Origin of the sequence: Phenylobacterium sp. (genome assembly GCF_037968635.1) — a bacterium.
Lineage (GTDB): Bacteria > Pseudomonadota > Alphaproteobacteria > Caulobacterales > Caulobacteraceae > Phenylobacterium.
Window position 1 is genome coordinate 1 of the sequence record NZ_JBBKVV010000071.1, and the last position, 16820, is coordinate 16820.

The following is a 16820-nucleotide window of genomic DNA, read 5'->3' on the forward strand; positions in this document are numbered from 1 at the left end:
GCGCTTCACCCCATCACCGGCTCACACCGACGCCATGATGGACGACCTGGCCGCGACCCTGGAAATGCTCTGGGCCCACTGCAACATCAAGCGCGTCGGCGGCTACGCCGCCTGAGCGCGAATTCGCCACCCCCTGGTCGGCTTGCGATTCGGCGCGCGGGGGCGCATACGAAGGGCGTCGTCACCGCTTCGGAGAAGCCTCAACTTCGCAATCCATCTGAACGATCCGGCGGCTCGGCCGCCCAAATCACGTCCGCCGCCGCACACCCTTGCCGAGGCCGATCTGCTTGGCGAAGTCCGAGCGCCGCGCCGCATAAGCCGGCGCCACCATCGGATAGTCCGGCGGCAGTCCCCACCGACGTCGATAGTCATCCGGGCTCATGTCGAAGCGCGAGCGCAGGTAGCGTTTGAGCATCTTCAGCTTCTTGCCGTCTTCCAGGCAGACGATGAAATCGTGTTGAATCGACTTGTTGATCGGGACCGCAGGCTTGGGCCGTTCTTCCGGGGCGGCAGGCGCGGCATGGCCAAGCCCGTGCAGAGCCTGGTGCACCGCCCGGATGAGGTCTGGCAGGTCGTTCTGCGACACAGAGTTGCGGCTGACAAAGGCCGAGACGATGACGGTGGCGAGGGAGAGAACCTCCTCCACACCGGTGTCGGCGTCCATGTCGATACTCATCAAGCGTCCCCTGGGTACATGGCATTGCAAGCGCCAGAGGACCCCTTCGCCCAGGGTCGTCGGACTTGGCGTCAACGCCTCCATGCCGACTTGGTTCCAATGTTTGGCCCCGGGCCCGCAAGGCGCTAAAGAGCCGCCCAGGCCCGTCCCTCCCAGATTCCCGAAAGGCCCTCCCATGACCGCCCAAGCCGCCACTTTCATCGACGCCTTCTTCACCGCCACCGCCTCCGAGAGCGACCCGGCCGTCTCCAGCGTGCTGACGCGGGAGCTGAAGCGTCAGCAGGATCAGATCGAACTGATCGCGTCGGAAAACATCGTCAGCCGCGCCGTCCTGGAGGCGCAGGGCTCGGTCCTGACCAACAAGTACGCCGAGGGCTACCCCGGCAAACGCTACTACGGCGGCTGTGAGGTGGTGGACGAGGTCGAAACGATCGCCATCGAGCGCGCCAAGCAGTTGTTCGGCTGCGAGTACGTCAATGTGCAGCCCCATTCCGGCAGCCAGGCGAACCAGGCGGTGTTCATGGCGACGATGAGCCCCGGCGACACCTTCATGGGCATGGACCTGGCGGCCGGCGGGCACCTGACCCACGGCAAGAGCGTCAATCAGTCGGGCAAGTGGTTCCGCCCGGTGGCCTATGGCGTGCGCCAGCAGGACCACATGATCGACTATGACCAGGCGGCAGAGGTCGCCCTGGCCGAGAAGCCCAAGGTGATAATCGCGGGCGGCTCAGCCTATTCCCGGGCCATCGACTTCGCGAAGTTCCGCGAGATCGCCGACAGCGTCGAGGCGCTGCTGATGGTGGACATCGCCCACTATGCCGGCCTGGTGGCCGGCGGCGCCTATCCCAACCCGTTCCCGCACGCTCACATCGTGACCACCACCACGCACAAGACCCTTCGCGGCCCCCGCGGCGGCATGATCATGACCAACTCCAAGAAGTGGGCGAAGAAGATCGACAGCGCGGTCTTCCCTGGACTGCAGGGGGGGCCGCTGATGCATGTCATCGCCGGCAAGGCGGTGGCCTTCGGCGAGGCCCTGCGTCCGGAGTTCAAGCAGTACGCCCGCCAGGTGATCGACAACGCCAGAGCCCTGGCCGACAGCCTGCAGGCGGCGGGTTTCAAGATCGTCTCGGGGGGTACTGACAGCCACCTCATGCTGGTGGACCTGACGCCCAAGAACGTCTCGGGCGCCGACGCCGAGATCGCCCTGGAACGGGCCGGCATCACCACCAACAAGAACGGCATCCCCTTCGACCCGCTTCCGCCCATGCAGACGTCGGGCCTGCGGGTCGGGACGCCGGCCGGTACGACGCGGGGCTTCGGACCTGCTGAGTTCCGTCAGGTGGGATCCTGGATCGGTGAAGTCCTGGATGGTGTCGCGGCCGGCGGTGACAATTCCGCCATCGAAGCCAAGGTGAAAGCCGAGGTCCTGACCTTGACGAAACGCTTCCCGATCTACAGCTAATCCCTCTAATAGGGGTTGGATTGGCCAGGAGGGGCTAGATCATGCGCTGCCCGTTCTGCGGTCATCTCGAAAGCCAGGTGAAGGACAGCCGTCCGTCGGAAGACGGCGCGGCCATCCGGCGCCGGCGGCTGTGCCCGGAATGTGGTGGCCGGTTCACCACCTTCGAGCGGGTGCAGTTGCGTGAATTGACCATCCTGAAGCGTTCGGGGCGGCGCACGCCCTTTGAGCGCGACAAGCTGGCGCGTTCGATCGCGATCGCCACCCGCAAGCGTCCCATCGAGCCGGATCGTATCGAGAAAATGATCTCGACCATCGTCCGTCAGCTCGAAAGCATGGGTGAGACCGAGCTGCCATCCTCCGCCGTCGGCGAGATGGTGATGAAACAGCTCAAGGTCCTCGATGACGTGGCCTATGTCCGCTACGCCTCGGTCTACCGCGACTTCCGCGAGGCCGGCGAGTTCGCGACCTTCCTCGGCGAAGAGGGCCTCAGCGAAGGCTCTGAGGATGAGCGTTAGCCTCAAGCTCGCAACCTCTCTCGACGGCCGCATCGCCACCGCGACGGGAGAGAGCCGCTGGATCACGGGCGAGGCCGCGCGGGAACAGGTGCATCGCCTGCGCGCCGAGCATGACGCCGTCGTCGTGGGGGTCGAGACGGCCCTTGCCGACGATCCGGAGCTTACCGTCCGCCTGCCGGACTTTCGCGGCCCGCAACCCGCTCGCGTGGTCCTGGACAGCCGCCAGCGGTTGGCCGACGGCTGCAAGCTGGTGGCCACGGCGCGCGATATTCCGACCTACCTGATCTCCACCACGCCGCCGGAGCCTCGTCTGACCGAGGCCGGCGTGCGCGTGCTGCAGGTCCATGCCGTCGGCGACGAGCGCCCCGAGCTGCACGATGTCGTCCGCGCATTGGCCGCCCAGGGCCTGACCCGTCTGTTCGTCGAGGGCGGCGGGCAGGTGGCGGCCAGCTTTCTGCGCTGCGGCCTGGTGGACCGGCTGGAGTGGTTCCGGGCGGCCATGATCATCGGCGGGGAGGGTCGGCCGGGGATCGGCGCCTTGGCCATCCAGGCGCTTTCCGAGGCGCCAAAGCTCAAGCGGGTTGATCTTCGCGCGCTAGGTCCCGATGTGTGGGAACGTTACGAGAGGATCTGAATGTTCACCGGCATCGTCACCGATGTGGGCCGCGTCCGCGCCGTCCGCGACACCAACCGCGACCGCAGGTTCGAGATCGAAACCAAGTTCGATCTCGCCACCGTCGATATCGGCGCCTCCATCAGCCATGCAGGCTGCTGCCTGACGGTGGTGGAGAAGGCCGAGGGCTGGTTCGCCGTGGAGGTCTCTGGTGAGACGCTTTCCCTGACCACCCTGTCGGACTGGCAGGAAGGGCGTCCTGTCAATCTGGAGCGGGCCGCGCGGATCGGCGACGAGCTTGGCGGGCACATCGTCTCCGGTCACGTGGACGGTATCGGTGAGGTGATCTCCATCGAAAGCGAAGGCGGATCCCACCGGGTCCAGGTCCGCGTGCCCCGGCCGCTGCACCGCTTCATCGCCCCCAAGGGCTCCATCACCATCGAGGGCGTTTCGCTGACGGTGAACGAGGTGGAGGACGACGTCTTCGGCGTGAACCTGATCCCCCATACCTGGGACGTGACCACGCTGGGAATGTTGAACGTGGGCAGCCGCGTCAATCTAGAGATCGACATGCTGGCTCGGTATCTCGCCCGCTGGCGAGAAACAGCCTAAAGGGGGCGGCCAACGCCTTCCGGAAAGAACACATGCTCGAAGACAAAATCCGCATCCTCATCGTCGAGGCGCGCTTCTATTCCGACTTGGCCGACGCCCTGCTGCAGGGCGCCGCTGACGCCATCACCTCTCAGGGCGCGGAGTATGATGTGGTCACCGTGCCCGGGGCGTTGGAAATCCCCGGCGCCATCGCCATCGCCGACGAGGGCGGCGCCACCGGCGTTCGCTATGACGGCTATGTGGCCCTCGGCACTGTGATCCGTGGCGAGACCTATCACTTCGAGATCGTCTCCAACGAGTCGGCCCGCGGCATCATGGATCTGGCCGTCGGCAAGCGGCTGGCCATCGGCAACGGCATCCTGACGGTCGAGGACGAGGAGCAGGCCTGGGCCCGCGCCAAGGTCAGCGAGGGCGACAAGGGGGGCGGGGCGGCCCGCGCCGCGCTGACCATGATCTCCCTGAAGAGCCAGCTGACGGGCGCCCGATGAGCAAGCCCAAACAGGCCCGCTCCGTCGCGCGCCTCGCGGCTGTCCAGGCCCTGTACCAGATGGAAGTCTCCGGCGTCGGCGTCGAGGCGGTGATCCGCGAGTTCACCGACCACCGCTTCGACCGCGGCATTGAGGGCGACGGGGAGGGCGATCCCTTGGCCGCCGCCGATGAGGCCTTCTTCGCCGAGCTGGTGCGCGGCGTGGTGGGAAGCCAGCGTGAAATCGACGCCGCGGTCGTCAAGCGGCTGGCCACCGGCTGGAAGCTGGACCGGCTGGACGCCACCGTTCGCGCTATCTTGCGATCTGGCGCCTATGAGCTGTCCCATCGCGACGACGTGCCGGTCGAGGTGGTGATCGACGAGTATGTCGAACTGGCCAAGTCGTTCTTCGAAGGGCCGGAACCGGGCTTCGTCAACGGCGCCCTCGACAAGGTGGCGCAGGATGTCCGCGCCGGATGAATTCGAACAGATAGCCCGGCTGTTCCGCCCACTGACCCGCGGTGCGGCCGAGGCCCTGGACCTGCTCGACGACGCGGCGGCGATTCCCTCGCGGCCGGGCTTCGATCTGGTGGTGACCAAGGACGCCTTGGTGGCTGGCGTGCACTTTCGGCCGGACGATCCGCCCGACATCGTGGCGCGCAAGCTGTTGCGGTCCAACCTTTCCGACCTGGCCGCCAAGGGCGCCGAGCCCTACGGCTACTTCCTGATGACCGCCTGGCCTGCTGGGTTTGGCTGGGACCAGCGCCAGGAGTTCGCCCGGGGCCTTGATGAGGACGGCCTGGCCTTCGACGTCATCCTCTTGGGAGGCGACACGGTCTCCACGCCGGGACCGCTTATGGTCTCCATGACCTTGCTGGGCTGGGTTCCGAGCGGGACCATGATCCGTCGCGGCGGGGCCGAGGCCGGCGATCTGCTGCTGGTGAGCGGTCCGATCGGTGACGGCTGGCTGGACTGGGGTCCTGGCTGGGGCGAACTGGACCGCCGGTGGCTGCCTGAGACCCATCGCCTGCCAAATCCGCGCCTGGACCTCCGCGAGGCTCTGCGCGCCCATGCCAGCGCCGCCGCCGACGTCTCCGACGGCCTGGTGGCCGACGCCGGTCACATCGCCCAGACCAGCGGCCTGAGGCTCAAGATCGACCTGGACAGGATGCCGCTCTCCAAACCCGCCCGTAGCTGGCTGGCGACGCAGGACGATCAGGCCGCGGCGCTCCTGCGCCTGGCCACCGGCGGCGACGACTATGAGATCGTGTGCACCGCGTCGGCCGATCATCCGTCCCTCATCGGACTGACGGTCATCGGCGAGGTGGTGGAAGGCGAGGGGATCGAGGTCCGGGTGGGCGACCAGGTGATCGACCCCGGCCAGGGCGGCTGGACGCACAGGTAGGCTTCCGGAAACCATATCCTGCCAAGGTGCGCGCATGGACCGTCGCGCCCTCCTCGCCCTCGCGCCCCTCGCTCTGATCTCCGCCCCGGCGCGGGCGTCGGAGGCGAAGAAACCGGCCAAGACCGACGGCCAGTACGTGGACTTGTCGCCCGTGGCCCTGCCGATCGTCGTGCGGGGCTTGCTGATCAACTATGTCTTCGTCTCGGTTCGCATCCAGCTCTCGACGCTGGCCAATACGAGCAAGCTGCGCACCCGCGAACCCTATTTCCGCGACGCCCTGGTTCGTGCGGGACACCGGTCGCCGTTCTTCACCCTGGCCACCGACTACACCAAGATTGACGAGGCCAAACTGAAGGCCGTCCTGCTGCGGGAGGCGATCGCCATCGGTGGGGCCAAGGAGGTCAAGGACGTGACCCTGATCTCCCAGTCCCCCAAGAAGCGCACAGGCCTGCCGGATCCCAAAACCTTCGGGGCGCGGGCGGCCCGGTCCTAGGCCCCATTTGGGCAACACCGTTGCTTCCGGGCGCCAGTTTTGGCACCTTCACCTTCTCAATTATAAGGGGCGTCGCCAAAGGCGCTCCACTGGGGAAACACCATGGGGCCGGGAACATACCGACGCGCACGCCTTAGGCTGGCGTCGTCCCCCCTCCGCGCAATTGCAAAAGGGGCTTTCAGATAATGAGTGTTACGCTTGAGCTGGTGATCGGCGCCGGCGTTCTGGCGGTGCTTTACGGCATCCTCCAGACCGTCGCGCTGCTCCGGGAATCTCCCGGAAATGCAAGAATGCAAGAGATCGCCGCCGCCATCCAGGAAGGTGCGCAGGCCTATCTGAAGCGCCAGTACACCGCCATTTCGATCGTGGGCGTCGTCGTCCTGATCGCGCTGTACTTCCTGATCGGCGCCTATTCCGCCGTCGGCTTCCTGATCGGCGCGGTGCTTTCGGGCGCGGCCGGCTTCGCCGGCATGTTGATCTCGGTCCGCGCTAATGTGCGTACGGCCCAGGCCGCTTCCGAGAGCCTGGCCAAGGGTCTGAAGCTCGCCTTCACCTCAGGCGCCATCACCGGGCTGCTGGTTGCGGGCTTCGCCCTTATCGGCGTCGCCGGCTACTACACCTACCTGATCCAGGTTCAGGGCCTGGCGCCTGCCGACCGCGATGTCATCGACGGCCTGGTCTCCCTGGGCTTCGGCGCGTCGCTGATCTCGATCTTCGCCCGTCTCGGCGGCGGGATCTTCACCAAGGGCGCCGACGTTGGCGGCGACATGGTCGGCAAGGTCGAGGCCGGTATCCCGGAAGATGACCCGCGCAACGCCGCGACCATCGCCGACAACGTGGGCGACAATGTCGGCGACTGCGCCGGCATGGCCGCCGACCTGTTCGAAACCTATGCGGTGACCACGGTCGCCACGATGGTGCTGGCCGCCATCTTCTTCGGCGGTTCGGCCCTGCTGCCGAATATCATGCTGCTGCCGCTGGCCATCTGCGGTGTCTGCATCATCACCTCGATCATCGGCACCTTCGCCGTTCGCCTGGGCAAGTCGGGTTCGATCATGGGCGCCCTCTACCAGGGCCTGATCGTCACCGGCGTGCTCTCTGCCATCGCGCTCTGGTTCCTTCTCCCCTCGCTGGTGACCGAACCTCTGACGGTCAACGCCGGCACCCCGCTTGAGAAGACCTTCGACTCCCTGTCGTTGTTCTACTGCTCGATGGCGGGCCTGGTGATCACGGCGCTGATCGTGATGATCACCGAGTACTATACGGGCACGAACTTCCGCCCGGTGAAGTCGGTCGCCCAGGCCTCGGTCTCCGGCCACGGCACCAACGTCATTCAGGGCTTGGCCATGAGCCTCGAGGCCACTGCGGCCCCGGCCCTGGTGATCATCGTCGGCATCATCGTCACCTATAACCTGGCGGGCCTGTTCGGCATCGCCATCGCCACCACCGCCATGCTGTCCCTGGCGGGCTTCGTCGTCGCCCTGGACGCCTTTGGTCCGGTCACCGACAACGCCGGCGGCATCGCCGAAATGGCGGGTCTGCCCCCGGAAGTGCGCGTCACCACCGACGCTCTCGACGCCGTCGGCAACACCACCAAGGCGGTCACCAAGGGCTATGCGATCGGCTCGGCCGGTCTCGGCGCCCTGGTGCTGTTCGCGGCCTATACCGAGGACCTGAAGTACTTCGCGGCCAATGCTGAACCCGGTTCGTTCTTCGATGGCCTGGGGCCGGTGGCCTTCGATCTGTCCAACCCGTACGTGGTGGTCGGCCTGCTGTTCGGCGGCCTGCTGCCGTTCCTGTTCGGCGGCATGTCGATGACCGCCGTCGGCCGCGCCGCGCAATCGGTGGTGGTCGAGGTCCGTCGTCAGTTCCGCGAAAACCCGGGGATCATGACCGGCGAGGTGAAGCCCGAATACGGCCGCGCCGTCGACATCCTGACCAAGGCCGCGATTCGCGAGATGATCGTGCCGTCGCTGCTGCCCGTGGCTTCGCCGATCGTGCTGTTCTTCGTCATCAACGCCATCGCCGGCAAGGTCGACGCCTTCGCCTGCGTCGGCGCGATGCTGATGGGCGTGATCGTCACGGGCCTCTTCGTCGCCATTTCGATGACCTCGGGCGGCGGCGCGTGGGATAACGCCAAGAAGGTGATCGAAGAAGGCTTCACCGACTCTGACGGCGTCGTGCACGGCAAGGGTTCGGAGGCTCACAAGGCCGCCGTGACCGGCGACACCGTCGGTGACCCCTACAAAGACACCTCGGGTCCCGCGGTGAACCCGATGATCAAGATCACCAACATTGTGGCTCTGCTGCTGTTGGCGGTTCTGGCGGCCCAATAGTCCGCCGCGCCGACCGAACGTGAAGACGCCCCGGAGAGCGATCTCCGGGGCGTTTTTCTTGGGTCGGTAGGGCGGTGTGTCTTAGCGGCGATCGCCCGGGCGGCTGCCGGGGACGCCATCGTCGTCATTCGGAAGCATGGTGCCGCGGCCAACCGTGCCGATCAGCTGCTCGAAGATCGTCAGCTCGCGGCCCCGGGTCGGGGTTTCACGGCCATTGAAGGCGATGACCTTGCCGTCCTTCAGGCTGTACTGGCTGACGCTTTCCACCACCTCGGTGTCCTTGTTGAAGGCGATGGCGGTGACGTCGCGCCGGGTGGTCTTGGGCATCCGGAAGGCCACGGTCTCTTTGACCTGGTCGATATAGAACCAGACGTTGGGGTCGAAGGTGGAGGTGGCCGAGGGCGAGCCCAGCCGGCCGCGCACGATGGACTTGGTGTCGGCTCCGACCTTCACGTCCTTGGGATCGGCGTCGATGGCCTGGAACCCGGAATAGGTGGTGATCGGCGCGCAGGCGGCCGTGGCCATGAGACCGGCGGCGATTGCGGCGAAGGCGACACTGCGAAACATGTGCGGATCAGACCCGTTCAATTTTCCTGGGCTTTGACCTATCGCTCGCGGCCCCTTACTGCAATGCCGCCCTTAAAGACCCCTTCGGGCGAAATCGAGGCCGATATGCTTCTGGACCGTTTGTTCCGCCCCAAGCCCGCCCTGACCGCCGGCCGTGCGCTCTATGCCGCCGTGGTCGATCAGTCGCGGACGCCGGCCCTCTACGAGGCCTATGCCGCCCCGGACACCGTCGAAGGCCGATTCGAGATCTACACCCTGCATGTCTTCCTGCTGCTGGACCGCCTCAAGCGCCAGGGACCGCAGGCCAGTGAGACCGCCCAGGCCCTGTTCGACACCTATGTGTCGGCCCTGGACGCCGCCCTGCGCGAGATGGGCGTGGGCGACCTGTCGGTGGGCAAGAAGATGCGCAAGCTCGGGGAGGCCTTCTATGGCCGGGTGAAGTCCTATGAGACCGCCTTCGATTCGCTGCCGGACATCGCGGCGCTCAACGCCCTGCTGGTGCGCACGGTCTATGCCGAGGCTCCGTCGGGCGGAGCGCCGAAACTCCTGGACTATGTGCTTGCCCAGCGCGCGGCGCTGGCCGACCAGCCGTTGGACCGCCTGCTGACCGGTGACGTCGCCTGGAGCCCCGCATGAAGCGCGCCTGGAGTCAGACGATTCGGCTGCAGGAGCTGTCCAAGGGGCCGGTGAAGGTCCGCCTTGAGCCCGACGCCGAAACCCGCGCCCTGATCGCCAAGGAGATCGGGCTGGAAAGTCTGCCGGCGCTCACGGCCGACATAACCGTTCACGCGTGGCTGGATGGGGCCGAGATCCTAGGCCAGTTCGACGCCGTGGTGGAACAGGTGTGCGGCGTCAGCCTCGACGCCTTTGAGCAGTCCCTGACCGCCGACATCGAGTTCCGAGTGGTCCCGGCCGGCAGCCCCAATGCGCCGGCTGAGTCGGAAGCCGCCACCGTGGAGCTGGAATTCGACCCCGACGAACCCGATCCGCCGGACGTCCTAGCGGACGAGGAAATCGACCTCTCGGCCTACCTGATCGAGCAGCTGGCCCTGGAGATCGATCCCTTTCCCCGCAAGCCTGGCGCGGTCTTCGACTACACGCCTGACACCGCTGACCTCTCGCCTTTCGCGGCCCTGAAGAAACTGAAGGGGGAGGGCGAATGATCGCGCCATCCCTGCGCGGTTTGCATCGCCTTGCCCTGGCTGTATCGTCCTGGCGCGGTCGCAATAGAGGGCTGGACGCATTCTCTTGACCCGATCCCTGGTCATTTCAATCGATGCGATGGGCGGCGACCACGGACCTTCCGTGACCGTTCCCGCGCTTGCGCTCGCCGCCAGGGCCATGCCCGCCGACACCCGCTTCCTGGTGCACGGCGATCAAGCGGCGCTGGCCCCCGAACTGGCCCGGCACCCGGCGCTGAAGGCCCAGGTCGAGGTCCGCCATACCGACAAGGTCATCGCCTCGGACGAAAAGCCCGCTGTCGCCCTGCGCCGCGGCAAGGGCAGCTCAATGTGGAACGCTGTCGAGGCGGTGAAGTCCGGCGAAGCTGTCGCCGCCGTTTCCTCCGGCAATACCGGTGGCCTGATGGCCATCTCCAAGCTGATCCTGCGGATGAGCGTCGATGTCGACCGGCCTTGCCTGGTGGCGAGCTGGCCCGGCGCCAAGGGGCTGACCACGGTGCTGGATGTCGGCGCCAATATCGATTGCGACGCCGAGCGCCTCGTGGAGTTCGCCATCATGGGCGAGGCCTTCCACCGCGCCTTCCACGGTGTGGCCAAGCCGACCGTCGGCCTGGTCAATGTCGGCTCGGAGGACGTTAAGGGCCACGAGGAGGTGCGCCTGGCGCACGCCATCCTGCGCTCAGGCAAGTTCGACCTCGACTATCGCGGCTTCATCGAGGGCGACGACCTCTCGAAGAACACGGTTGATGTCGCCGTCACCGACGGCTTCACCGGCAACATCATGCTCAAGGCCGCCGAGGGCACCGGACGCTATGTCGAGGCCGAGCTCCGCGCGGCCCTCACCAGTTCGCTGATCACCACCGCCGGGGCCCTGTTGGCTCGGGCCGGCCTGCGCAGGTTCGCACAGAAACTGAACCCGCCCCGCGCCGCGCCCCTTCTTGGCCTCAATGGCGTGGTGGTGAAGTCACACGGGGGCGCCAAGGCCCAGGACTTCGCCGACGCCATCCGCATGGCCGCCAGCCTTTCGCAAAGCGACTTCGCCAACGAGGTCGAAAAGAATATGACGCGGCTCACCGCCGCCGTGGCCGAGTCGAGCGCGCCGGCCGTCGATGGAGCTGCAACTGTTGACTAAAGTCCTGCGTAGCGTCGTGACCGGGGTCGGGGGTTATCTGCCCGACGAGATCGTCACCAATGCCGATCTGTCGAAGACGGTCGACACCAGCGATGAGTGGATCATCGAACGCACCGGCATCCGCCAGCGCCACCGCGCCGCGCCGGACCAGCCGGTGTCGGACCTGGCCGTGGAAGCCGCGAGGAAGGCTCTGGCCGCCGCCGGCAGGACCCCGGCCGATGTCGACCTGATCATCGTGGGCACCACCACGCCGGACCTGACCTTCCCCGCCGTGGCCACCATCGTGCAACGCAAGCTGGGCTGTCCCGTCGGCATCGCCTTCGACGTCCAGGCGGTGTGCTCGGGCTTTGTCTATGCGCTGTCGACCGCCGACGGTTTCGTGGCCCGCAATCGGTCCAAGTGCGCCCTGGTGATCGGGGCCGAGACCATGACCCGGCTGATGGACTGGACCGATCGCGGCACCTGCGTGCTGTTCGGCGATGGGGCCGGCGCCGTGGTGCTGGAGCCGGGCGAAGGCGAGGGGACCACGGACGACCGCGGCCTGCTGGGCTTCGCCCTTCGCGCCGACGGGACCAAGCAGGACCTGCTCTATGTGGATGGTGGGGTCTCCACCAACGGCCAGATCGGCCACCTGCGAATGCAGGGCAACCAGGTGTTCCGCCACGCTGTGGTGAATATCTCGGAGGCCGTCGTGGCCGCCGCGGCCGATGCGGGCGTGAATGTCGCCGATGTCGACTGGTTCATTCCTCACCAGGCCAACCAGCGAATTCTTGAGGGGGTGGCGCGTCGGCTGGGCATCGACGAGAAGAAGGTCATCTCCACGGTGGCCAAGCACGCCAACACCTCGGCGGCGTCGATCCCGCTGGCGCTTTACGAAGGCATCACCGATGGCCGTATCAAGCCCGGCCAACTCCTGCTTCTGGAGGCCATGGGCGGCGGTCTGACCTGGGGCGCCTGCGTCGTGCGCCTATAGGCGAAAGCTTCAGGCCCGTACCCAGTTACGCCTTGAAGTCTTTGACCTGATGCGACAATCAGGTCATGACGGTAATCCGACGTTTCCGCGATTGCGGCCCGTCGACAGTGGTTCAGTAGGGGCGGGCGAGGATGAAGGGCGCGACAGTAACGCGAGCCGACCTGTGCGAGGCGGTTCACGAGGAGGTGGGTCTGACCCGCCAGGATTGTTCCGAACTCGTCGAGCGCACGCTCGAACTGGCCGCCCAGGCTCTGGAGCGCGGTGAACAGGTCAAGCTTTCGGGCTTTGGCGTGTTCCAGGTGCGCGCCAAGCGGGCCCGCATGGGCCGCAATCCGAAGACCGGCGAACCCGCCGCGATCGAACCTCGGCGTGTGATTGGTTTCCGCGCTTCGCAGGTCATGAAGGCGCGAGTAGACCGCGCCCTCGGAAAGTAGCCCAGGCGCCCCTGTGGCCAAGGGCCCGGACGCCTTCCGCACCATTTCGGAAGCAGCCGATGAGCTGGGTGTGCCCCAGCATGTGCTCAGGTTCTGGGAGACCAAGTTCTCCTTCATCCGACCCATGAAGCGGGCCGGCGGGCGACGGTTCTACCGCCCGCAGGACATCTCGATGCTGCGGGGGGTGAAGACCCTGCTGCACGAGGATGGCTACACCATCAAGGGCGTCCAGCGCCTGCACAAGGAACAGGGGCTCAAGCGCCTGCTCTCGGCCGCAAACGGGGAGGGCGCACGGGTGGCCGCGCCGGTGCGTGACGCAGGCCCGGTCCTGGGCCTCTCCAGCGCCCGCCTCGGCGTCGACGACCGCGAACGCCTGGTCTTCGCCCTCGACGACCTCCAGGCCGCCAAGCGCCGCCTGGACGCCCTGCTGAAGCGCGGCTGATCAGGCTGAGCCCTGGGCTTGGCGCAGATATCGCTCCTGCCGGAAATTCGCGCTTGCCCATGCGCCGCAAGAGGTTAGAAGGGCCGCCTTGCCGATGTCGGAGCGTGGCGCAGCCTGGTAGCGCACTTGACTGGGGGTCAAGGGGTCGCAGGTTCGAATCCTGTCGCTCCGACCATCGACAAGCCGAAAGGGCGCTCCCGCTAGGGGGCGCCTTTTGCGTTTGGGGCTACTTTCCCCGGTTCATCCAGGACAGCAGCGGCAGGATGGGCACGCCCCAGCCGATGCCGGCCACGGCGTAGAACAGCGTCCTGAAGAAGATCTGATCTGGGACATGTTCCCCGATCGCCGTAACCGCCCAGATATAGGCGGCCAGGAAAATCAGGATGCCGATCCCGCCGACGAACTTCCGGACACGTGCGCTCATGGCGCCGGTATAGGGCGGGTCTAGCGGCGGCGGAAGATGGCGAAGGGCGCCAGGAACAGGATCGATCCGACGGTCGCCGCGATCAGACTCCCCCAGACCCCAACCAGGTGGACTTCCAGCGCGGTGGCGATGGCGTGGCCAAGGATAGCCCCCGCCAGCCCCAGGCCCATATAGGCGAACAGGCTGTGGCGCCGGCCGAGCGCCAGGGCCGCGAACCAGCCGGCCAGCATCCCGATCAAGATCTGCGCAAACAGCCCGACGCCTTCCATAAATCCGCCTCAAGGCTCCAGTCTGGCTGTCCCGGACCATCCCCGGTTCACAAGTCACGTGCAAGTGGCGTGCAAGCGTGGACGCCAGAGAGCTTCTCAGGTAGCGGGTCGCCCAGGAACGCCGCGAAAGGTTCTCAGTCACCCCCATGACGTCTTTTCTCCGCTCGGATCGGTCGCGCCCGGTCGCCCTCTGGCTTTTCGCCGTCGCGCTCATCGTCCTGGCCCTGGTGGTGGTGGGCGGCGCCACGCGCCTTACCGATTCCGGCCTCTCCATCACCGAGTGGAAACCGCTGACCGGCGCCCTGCCGCCCATGTCGGCCGGCGACTGGAACGAGGAGTTCGCGAGATATCGCGAGATTCCCCAGTACCAGCAGCTCAACAAGGGGATGAGCCTCGAAGCCTTCAAGGCCATCTACTGGTGGGAGTGGAGCCACCGGCTGCTGGGCCGGCTGGTGGGCGCCGCCTTCGCCATTCCCTTCGCCTACTTCCTGGTTCGTCGACAGCTTCCCAAGCGCCTCATCTGGCGCTGCGCGGCGCTGTTTGCTCTCGGCGGACTTCAGGGCGCCGTGGGGTGGTGGATGGTCTCCAGCGGACTGTCGCAGTCGCAACTGGTGTCGGTGGCGCCTGAAAGGCTGACGGTTCATCTCGGTCTGGCGTTCGCCCTGCTGGCGGGCCTTGTGTGGACGGGACTGGACGCCTGGACCGGCGCGCCGCGCCAGACCGTGCCCAGCGCCTGGAACTTCCGCGCCCTAGGCCTGGCCGCCCTGATCTATGTGCAGATCCTGCTGGGCGCCCTGGTGGCGGGGAACGATGCGGGGCTGGTCTACAACGACTGGCCGCTGATGAACGGGGCCTTGTTCCCCAAGGACTATGCCGGGGCCAGCCTCTGGGCGACGCTGGCGCACAGTCAGGCGGCGGTGCAACTGCACCATCGCCTGATCGCCTACGTGCTCTTGATCCTGGCCTTGGTGGTGGCCGTGGCCGCGCAGCGCTCACGCTACCTGCCCACCGCCGCCAAGGTCCTGGCTCTCGTGGTGGCCGGGGTGGTCGTGGTTCAGGCCGCCCTGGGAATCGCCGCCCTGATGGCCGGGGTGCCGATCTGGCTGGGTATTCTGCACCAGGTCACCGCGGCCTTGCTGCTGGCGCTCGCCACCGCCTTCGCGTGGCGGGTTCGGAGACCCTAGCTCTTGAAGCTGGCCCAGGGTCCGGTGATGGCCAGGGTCACGCCCGGCCGGTAGATGTTGACGAACATTGTGGTGCCGTCGGGAGAGAAGCAGACCCCGGCCAGTTCGGCGTTGGCGGCCACGTCTCCGCCGCTGATCGCGGCGTTGCGGCCCAGGGTGTAGATTTTCCCCTGTGGGGTGATGGCCCGCAGGAAGTTGATCCCGCCGATCTTGTCCTCGCAGACCATGAGATGGCCCCAGGGCGAGACGGCGATGTTGTCGCCCATCTCCATGACCTTGATGTCGCTCGGCTCGACAAAGAGTTGCAGGCGGCCGGGCGCGTCGCGCTCTCCCGCCTGGCCCTCGTGCGGGCTGGGGACGTAGCGCATGATCTGACCGCCGCCGGCCGGGCCGCCGCTGGTGCAGGCGAAATAGAGCTCTCCCTGGCCGTAGAAGATTCCCTCTCCCCTGGCGAACCAGGCGGCCCCCTGGGTATGGCCGCGGTAGCGCAGGTCCTCGTAGGGGTTGTCGACACCGTCCAGATCTACCCAGCGCACCGGCCGGGACTCACCCTGCTTCCAGTAGACGCCTTCCCAGTTTCGGGGGTCGCCGTCAGCGCCTTCCGGCAGGCACAGGGCCTGGAGCTTACCGCCCGCCAGCAGCTTGGTCGGGTCGTTGGGCAGATAGCGGTAAAAGAGACCAAAGCCATCGCCGACGTCCTCGGTCATATAGACGACCCCCGTGCGTGGATCGACGGCGGCGGCCTCATGGCGGAAGCGGCCCATGGCCTTGATGGGGGTAGGGTCGGCCAGCCCCTTGCCGCGCGACGGCACCTCGAACACCCAGCCGTGGTCCTTTCCGGCTTCCTGCCCTGCGTTCTGGGTGGTCTCCTCGCAGGACAGCCACGACCCCCAGGGCGTGATCCCGCCCGCGCAGTTGGTGGAGGTGCCGGCCAGGCTCAGGTGTGAGCGCTCCAGGGTGCGTTTGCGCAGGTCATAGACCAGGGTCGTGGTCCCGCCGCCGAAGGCCACGCCGTCTTCGCCCCGGTCATAGACGCGGTCGGCGGCCACCTTGGCGGCCAGGGCCCGGCCAGGGCCGTAGGGGCCGATGTCGTGATCCAGAGGCTTGAGCTCGTGATTGCGGACCAGGGCGACGCGGTCATTGTCGAGAGCGAAGCAGCCCATGCCGTCCATCTTGCCCGGCGTGACCAGCCCATCGTTCATCGGGTCGCCGGCTTTGGAGACCACGGTGTAGGAGAAGCCCTCGGGCAGGTCGAAGACGCCGTCCGGGTCACGTTTCAGCGGCCCATAGCCCGCCACCTCGTTACGATAGGTCTGGGCGTCCACGCCGCCTTCCTGCGCGGCGGCGAAGCGGGAGAAGCCGGAGAAGGCGAGGGTGGCCGCCGTGGCGCGGATCAACTGACGTCGCGAAGTGAACATGGGGTGTCCGGTTTTCGGCCCCGCTGCGGCGCCGCTGATCGAGGTTTCACCATAGTCACGTGACGTTCGTTTGACGTGGTATTATAATACCCATGCCGGGAAACCCTTGTGGAGCAAGGATTTCCGCTGCATCGCTTTTCGAAGTTGTTGACAGCTGTGTCCAGTCGACGTATCAGCGCGCCTCTTTCGTCGGGATCGCCTGGTCCCAACCCAAT

22 protein-coding genes and 1 tRNA gene are annotated in these 16820 nt (G+C 66.6%); 18 read left to right on the top strand and 5 right to left on the bottom strand.

The features are described 5' to 3' along the window. Positions 1-115 (top strand): hypothetical protein (locus tag AAC997_RS08315; protein WP_340645304.1); only part of this gene is annotated, 115 nt, incomplete at its 5' end. 132 nt (positions 116-247) lie between these two features. Here AAC997_RS08315 and AAC997_RS08320 read toward each other — a convergent pair. Next, positions 248-676 carry a MucR family transcriptional regulator gene (locus AAC997_RS08320; RefSeq protein ID WP_340645232.1) on the bottom strand — a complete coding sequence of 143 codons (429 nt, stop codon included), beginning with the start codon at positions 674-676 and terminating at the stop codon, positions 248-250. Between the two features lie 175 nt (positions 677-851). Between AAC997_RS08320 and glyA the strand changes: the two genes are divergently transcribed. From glyA to AAC997_RS08365, 9 genes are all read left to right on the top strand, one after another. After that, on the top strand, positions 852-2141 hold the full coding sequence (gene glyA, locus AAC997_RS08325; RefSeq protein WP_340645233.1) for a serine hydroxymethyltransferase: 1290 nt from the start codon (positions 852-854) through the stop codon (positions 2139-2141). Between the two features lie 41 nt (positions 2142-2182). Further along, complete coding sequence (gene nrdR / locus AAC997_RS08330; protein ID WP_293497634.1) at positions 2183-2656, top strand: transcriptional regulator NrdR; 474 nt, start codon at positions 2183-2185, stop codon at positions 2654-2656. After that, positions 2646-3290 carry a RibD family protein gene (locus AAC997_RS08335; RefSeq protein WP_340645234.1) on the top strand — a complete coding sequence of 215 codons (645 nt, stop codon included), beginning with the start codon at positions 2646-2648 and terminating at the stop codon, positions 3288-3290. Before nrdR ends, AAC997_RS08335 begins: the two co-directional genes overlap by 11 nt. Further along, a complete protein-coding gene (locus tag AAC997_RS08340) occupies positions 3291-3881 on the top strand; it encodes a riboflavin synthase (RefSeq protein WP_340645235.1) in 591 nt (196 codons plus the stop codon). 32 nt (positions 3882-3913) lie between these two features. Then, the gene (gene ribH, locus AAC997_RS08345; RefSeq protein WP_340645236.1) at positions 3914-4369 is read left to right on the top strand and encodes a 6,7-dimethyl-8-ribityllumazine synthase; all 456 of its coding nucleotides are present in this window, start codon (positions 3914-3916) and stop codon (positions 4367-4369) included. Beyond that, on the top strand, positions 4366-4827 hold the full coding sequence (nusB, locus tag AAC997_RS08350) for a transcription antitermination factor NusB (protein ID WP_340645237.1): 462 nt from the start codon (positions 4366-4368) through the stop codon (positions 4825-4827). The genes ribH and nusB overlap by 4 nt, the downstream gene beginning before the upstream one ends. Continuing rightward, entirely contained in the window at positions 4811-5752 is a 942-nt protein-coding gene (gene thiL, locus AAC997_RS08355) for a thiamine-phosphate kinase (protein ID WP_340645238.1), read from the top strand. The genes nusB and thiL overlap by 17 nt, the downstream gene beginning before the upstream one ends. A gap of 34 nt (positions 5753-5786) precedes the next feature. Further along, positions 5787-6245, top strand: a complete 459-nt coding sequence (locus AAC997_RS08360; protein ID WP_340645239.1) for a hypothetical protein — start codon at positions 5787-5789, stop codon at positions 6243-6245. Between the two features lie 185 nt (positions 6246-6430). Then, on the top strand, positions 6431-8581 hold the full coding sequence (locus AAC997_RS08365; protein ID WP_340645240.1) for a sodium-translocating pyrophosphatase: 2151 nt from the start codon (positions 6431-6433) through the stop codon (positions 8579-8581). An 81-nt stretch (positions 8582-8662) separates the two neighbouring features. Here AAC997_RS08365 and bamE read toward each other — a convergent pair whose 3' ends face one another. Beyond that, positions 8663-9148: an outer membrane protein assembly factor BamE gene (gene bamE, locus AAC997_RS08370; RefSeq protein WP_340645241.1), complete on the bottom strand. Its 486-nt coding sequence runs from the start codon at positions 9146-9148 to the stop codon at positions 8663-8665. A 105-nt stretch (positions 9149-9253) separates the two neighbouring features. On the opposite strand from bamE, the gene AAC997_RS08375 reads away from it, so the two are divergent. The 7 genes from AAC997_RS08375 (at position 9254) to AAC997_RS08405 (ending at position 13485) form a co-directional block, all read left to right on the top strand. Further along, the gene (locus AAC997_RS08375) at positions 9254-9784 is read left to right on the top strand and encodes a ubiquinol-cytochrome C chaperone family protein (protein WP_340645242.1); all 531 of its coding nucleotides are present in this window, start codon (positions 9254-9256) and stop codon (positions 9782-9784) included. Continuing rightward, a complete protein-coding gene (locus AAC997_RS08380) occupies positions 9781-10311 on the top strand; it encodes a DUF177 domain-containing protein (protein ID WP_340645243.1) in 531 nt (176 codons plus the stop codon). Before AAC997_RS08375 ends, AAC997_RS08380 begins: the two co-directional genes overlap by 4 nt. 85 nt (positions 10312-10396) lie before the next feature. Next, positions 10397-11461, top strand: a complete 1065-nt coding sequence (gene plsX / locus AAC997_RS08385) for a phosphate acyltransferase PlsX (protein WP_340645244.1) — start codon at positions 10397-10399, stop codon at positions 11459-11461. Then, complete coding sequence (locus AAC997_RS08390) at positions 11439-12434, top strand: beta-ketoacyl-ACP synthase III (protein WP_340645245.1); 996 nt, start codon at positions 11439-11441, stop codon at positions 12432-12434. The genes plsX and AAC997_RS08390 overlap by 23 nt, the downstream gene beginning before the upstream one ends. A gap of 131 nt (positions 12435-12565) precedes the next feature. Beyond that, positions 12566-12868: an integration host factor subunit alpha gene (locus AAC997_RS08395; RefSeq protein ID WP_293497622.1), complete on the top strand. Its 303-nt coding sequence runs from the start codon at positions 12566-12568 to the stop codon at positions 12866-12868. A gap of 13 nt (positions 12869-12881) precedes the next feature. Continuing rightward, positions 12882-13310 carry a MerR family transcriptional regulator gene (locus AAC997_RS08400; protein ID WP_340645246.1) on the top strand — a complete coding sequence of 143 codons (429 nt, stop codon included), beginning with the start codon at positions 12882-12884 and terminating at the stop codon, positions 13308-13310. Positions 13311-13408: 98 nt separating this feature from the next. Then, positions 13409-13485: transfer RNA gene (locus tag AAC997_RS08405), tRNA-Pro, on the top strand. A gap of 51 nt (positions 13486-13536) precedes the next feature. On the opposite strand, the gene AAC997_RS08410 is transcribed toward AAC997_RS08405, so the two are convergent. Further along, positions 13537-13734, bottom strand: coding sequence for a DUF2842 domain-containing protein (locus tag AAC997_RS08410; RefSeq protein WP_340645247.1), 198 nt, complete (start codon positions 13732-13734; stop codon positions 13537-13539). A gap of 20 nt (positions 13735-13754) precedes the next feature. Then, positions 13755-14003, bottom strand: a complete 249-nt coding sequence (locus AAC997_RS08415) for a GlsB/YeaQ/YmgE family stress response membrane protein (RefSeq protein WP_340645248.1) — start codon at positions 14001-14003, stop codon at positions 13755-13757. A 146-nt stretch (positions 14004-14149) separates the two neighbouring features. Here AAC997_RS08415 and AAC997_RS08420 point away from each other — a divergent pair, with 146 nt between their 5' ends. After that, complete coding sequence (locus AAC997_RS08420; RefSeq protein ID WP_340645249.1) at positions 14150-15187, top strand: COX15/CtaA family protein; 1038 nt, start codon at positions 14150-14152, stop codon at positions 15185-15187. Here AAC997_RS08420 and AAC997_RS08425 read toward each other — a convergent pair. After that, complete coding sequence (locus AAC997_RS08425; protein ID WP_340645250.1) at positions 15184-16605, bottom strand: alkaline phosphatase PhoX; 1422 nt, start codon at positions 16603-16605, stop codon at positions 15184-15186. The genes AAC997_RS08420 and AAC997_RS08425 overlap by 4 nt on opposite strands. Positions 16606-16820 lie beyond the last annotated feature (215 nt).

Excerpts from the sequence above, each read along its gene's own strand:
- AAC997_RS08320 (WP_340645232.1), bottom strand. The coding sequence starts at position 676 with ATGAGTATCGACATGGACGCCGACACCGGTGTGGAGGAGGTTCTCTCC.
- glyA (WP_340645233.1), top strand. The coding sequence starts at position 852 with ATGACCGCCCAAGCCGCCACTTTCATCGACGCCTTCTTCACCGCCACC.
- nrdR (WP_293497634.1), top strand. The coding sequence starts at position 2,183 with ATGCGCTGCCCGTTCTGCGGTCATCTCGAAAGCCAGGTGAAGGACAGC.
- AAC997_RS08335 (WP_340645234.1), top strand. The coding sequence starts at position 2,646 with ATGAGCGTTAGCCTCAAGCTCGCAACCTCTCTCGACGGCCGCATCGCC.
- AAC997_RS08340 (WP_340645235.1), top strand. The coding sequence starts at position 3,291 with ATGTTCACCGGCATCGTCACCGATGTGGGCCGCGTCCGCGCCGTCCGC.
- ribH (WP_340645236.1), top strand. The coding sequence starts at position 3,914 with ATGCTCGAAGACAAAATCCGCATCCTCATCGTCGAGGCGCGCTTCTAT.
- nusB (WP_340645237.1), top strand. The coding sequence starts at position 4,366 with ATGAGCAAGCCCAAACAGGCCCGCTCCGTCGCGCGCCTCGCGGCTGTC.
- thiL (WP_340645238.1), top strand. The coding sequence starts at position 4,811 with ATGTCCGCGCCGGATGAATTCGAACAGATAGCCCGGCTGTTCCGCCCA.
- AAC997_RS08360 (WP_340645239.1), top strand. The coding sequence starts at position 5,787 with ATGGACCGTCGCGCCCTCCTCGCCCTCGCGCCCCTCGCTCTGATCTCC.
- AAC997_RS08365 (WP_340645240.1), top strand. The coding sequence starts at position 6,431 with ATGAGTGTTACGCTTGAGCTGGTGATCGGCGCCGGCGTTCTGGCGGTG.
- bamE (WP_340645241.1), bottom strand. The coding sequence starts at position 9,148 with ATGTTTCGCAGTGTCGCCTTCGCCGCAATCGCCGCCGGTCTCATGGCC.
- AAC997_RS08375 (WP_340645242.1), top strand. The coding sequence starts at position 9,254 with ATGCTTCTGGACCGTTTGTTCCGCCCCAAGCCCGCCCTGACCGCCGGC.
- AAC997_RS08380 (WP_340645243.1), top strand. The coding sequence starts at position 9,781 with ATGAAGCGCGCCTGGAGTCAGACGATTCGGCTGCAGGAGCTGTCCAAG.
- AAC997_RS08390 (WP_340645245.1), top strand. The coding sequence starts at position 11,439 with ATGGAGCTGCAACTGTTGACTAAAGTCCTGCGTAGCGTCGTGACCGGG.
- AAC997_RS08395 (WP_293497622.1), top strand. The coding sequence starts at position 12,566 with ATGAAGGGCGCGACAGTAACGCGAGCCGACCTGTGCGAGGCGGTTCAC.
- AAC997_RS08410 (WP_340645247.1), bottom strand. The coding sequence starts at position 13,734 with ATGAGCGCACGTGTCCGGAAGTTCGTCGGCGGGATCGGCATCCTGATT.
- AAC997_RS08415 (WP_340645248.1), bottom strand. The coding sequence starts at position 14,003 with ATGGAAGGCGTCGGGCTGTTTGCGCAGATCTTGATCGGGATGCTGGCC.
- AAC997_RS08420 (WP_340645249.1), top strand. The coding sequence starts at position 14,150 with ATGACGTCTTTTCTCCGCTCGGATCGGTCGCGCCCGGTCGCCCTCTGG.
- AAC997_RS08425 (WP_340645250.1), bottom strand. The coding sequence starts at position 16,605 with ATGTTCACTTCGCGACGTCAGTTGATCCGCGCCACGGCGGCCACCCTC.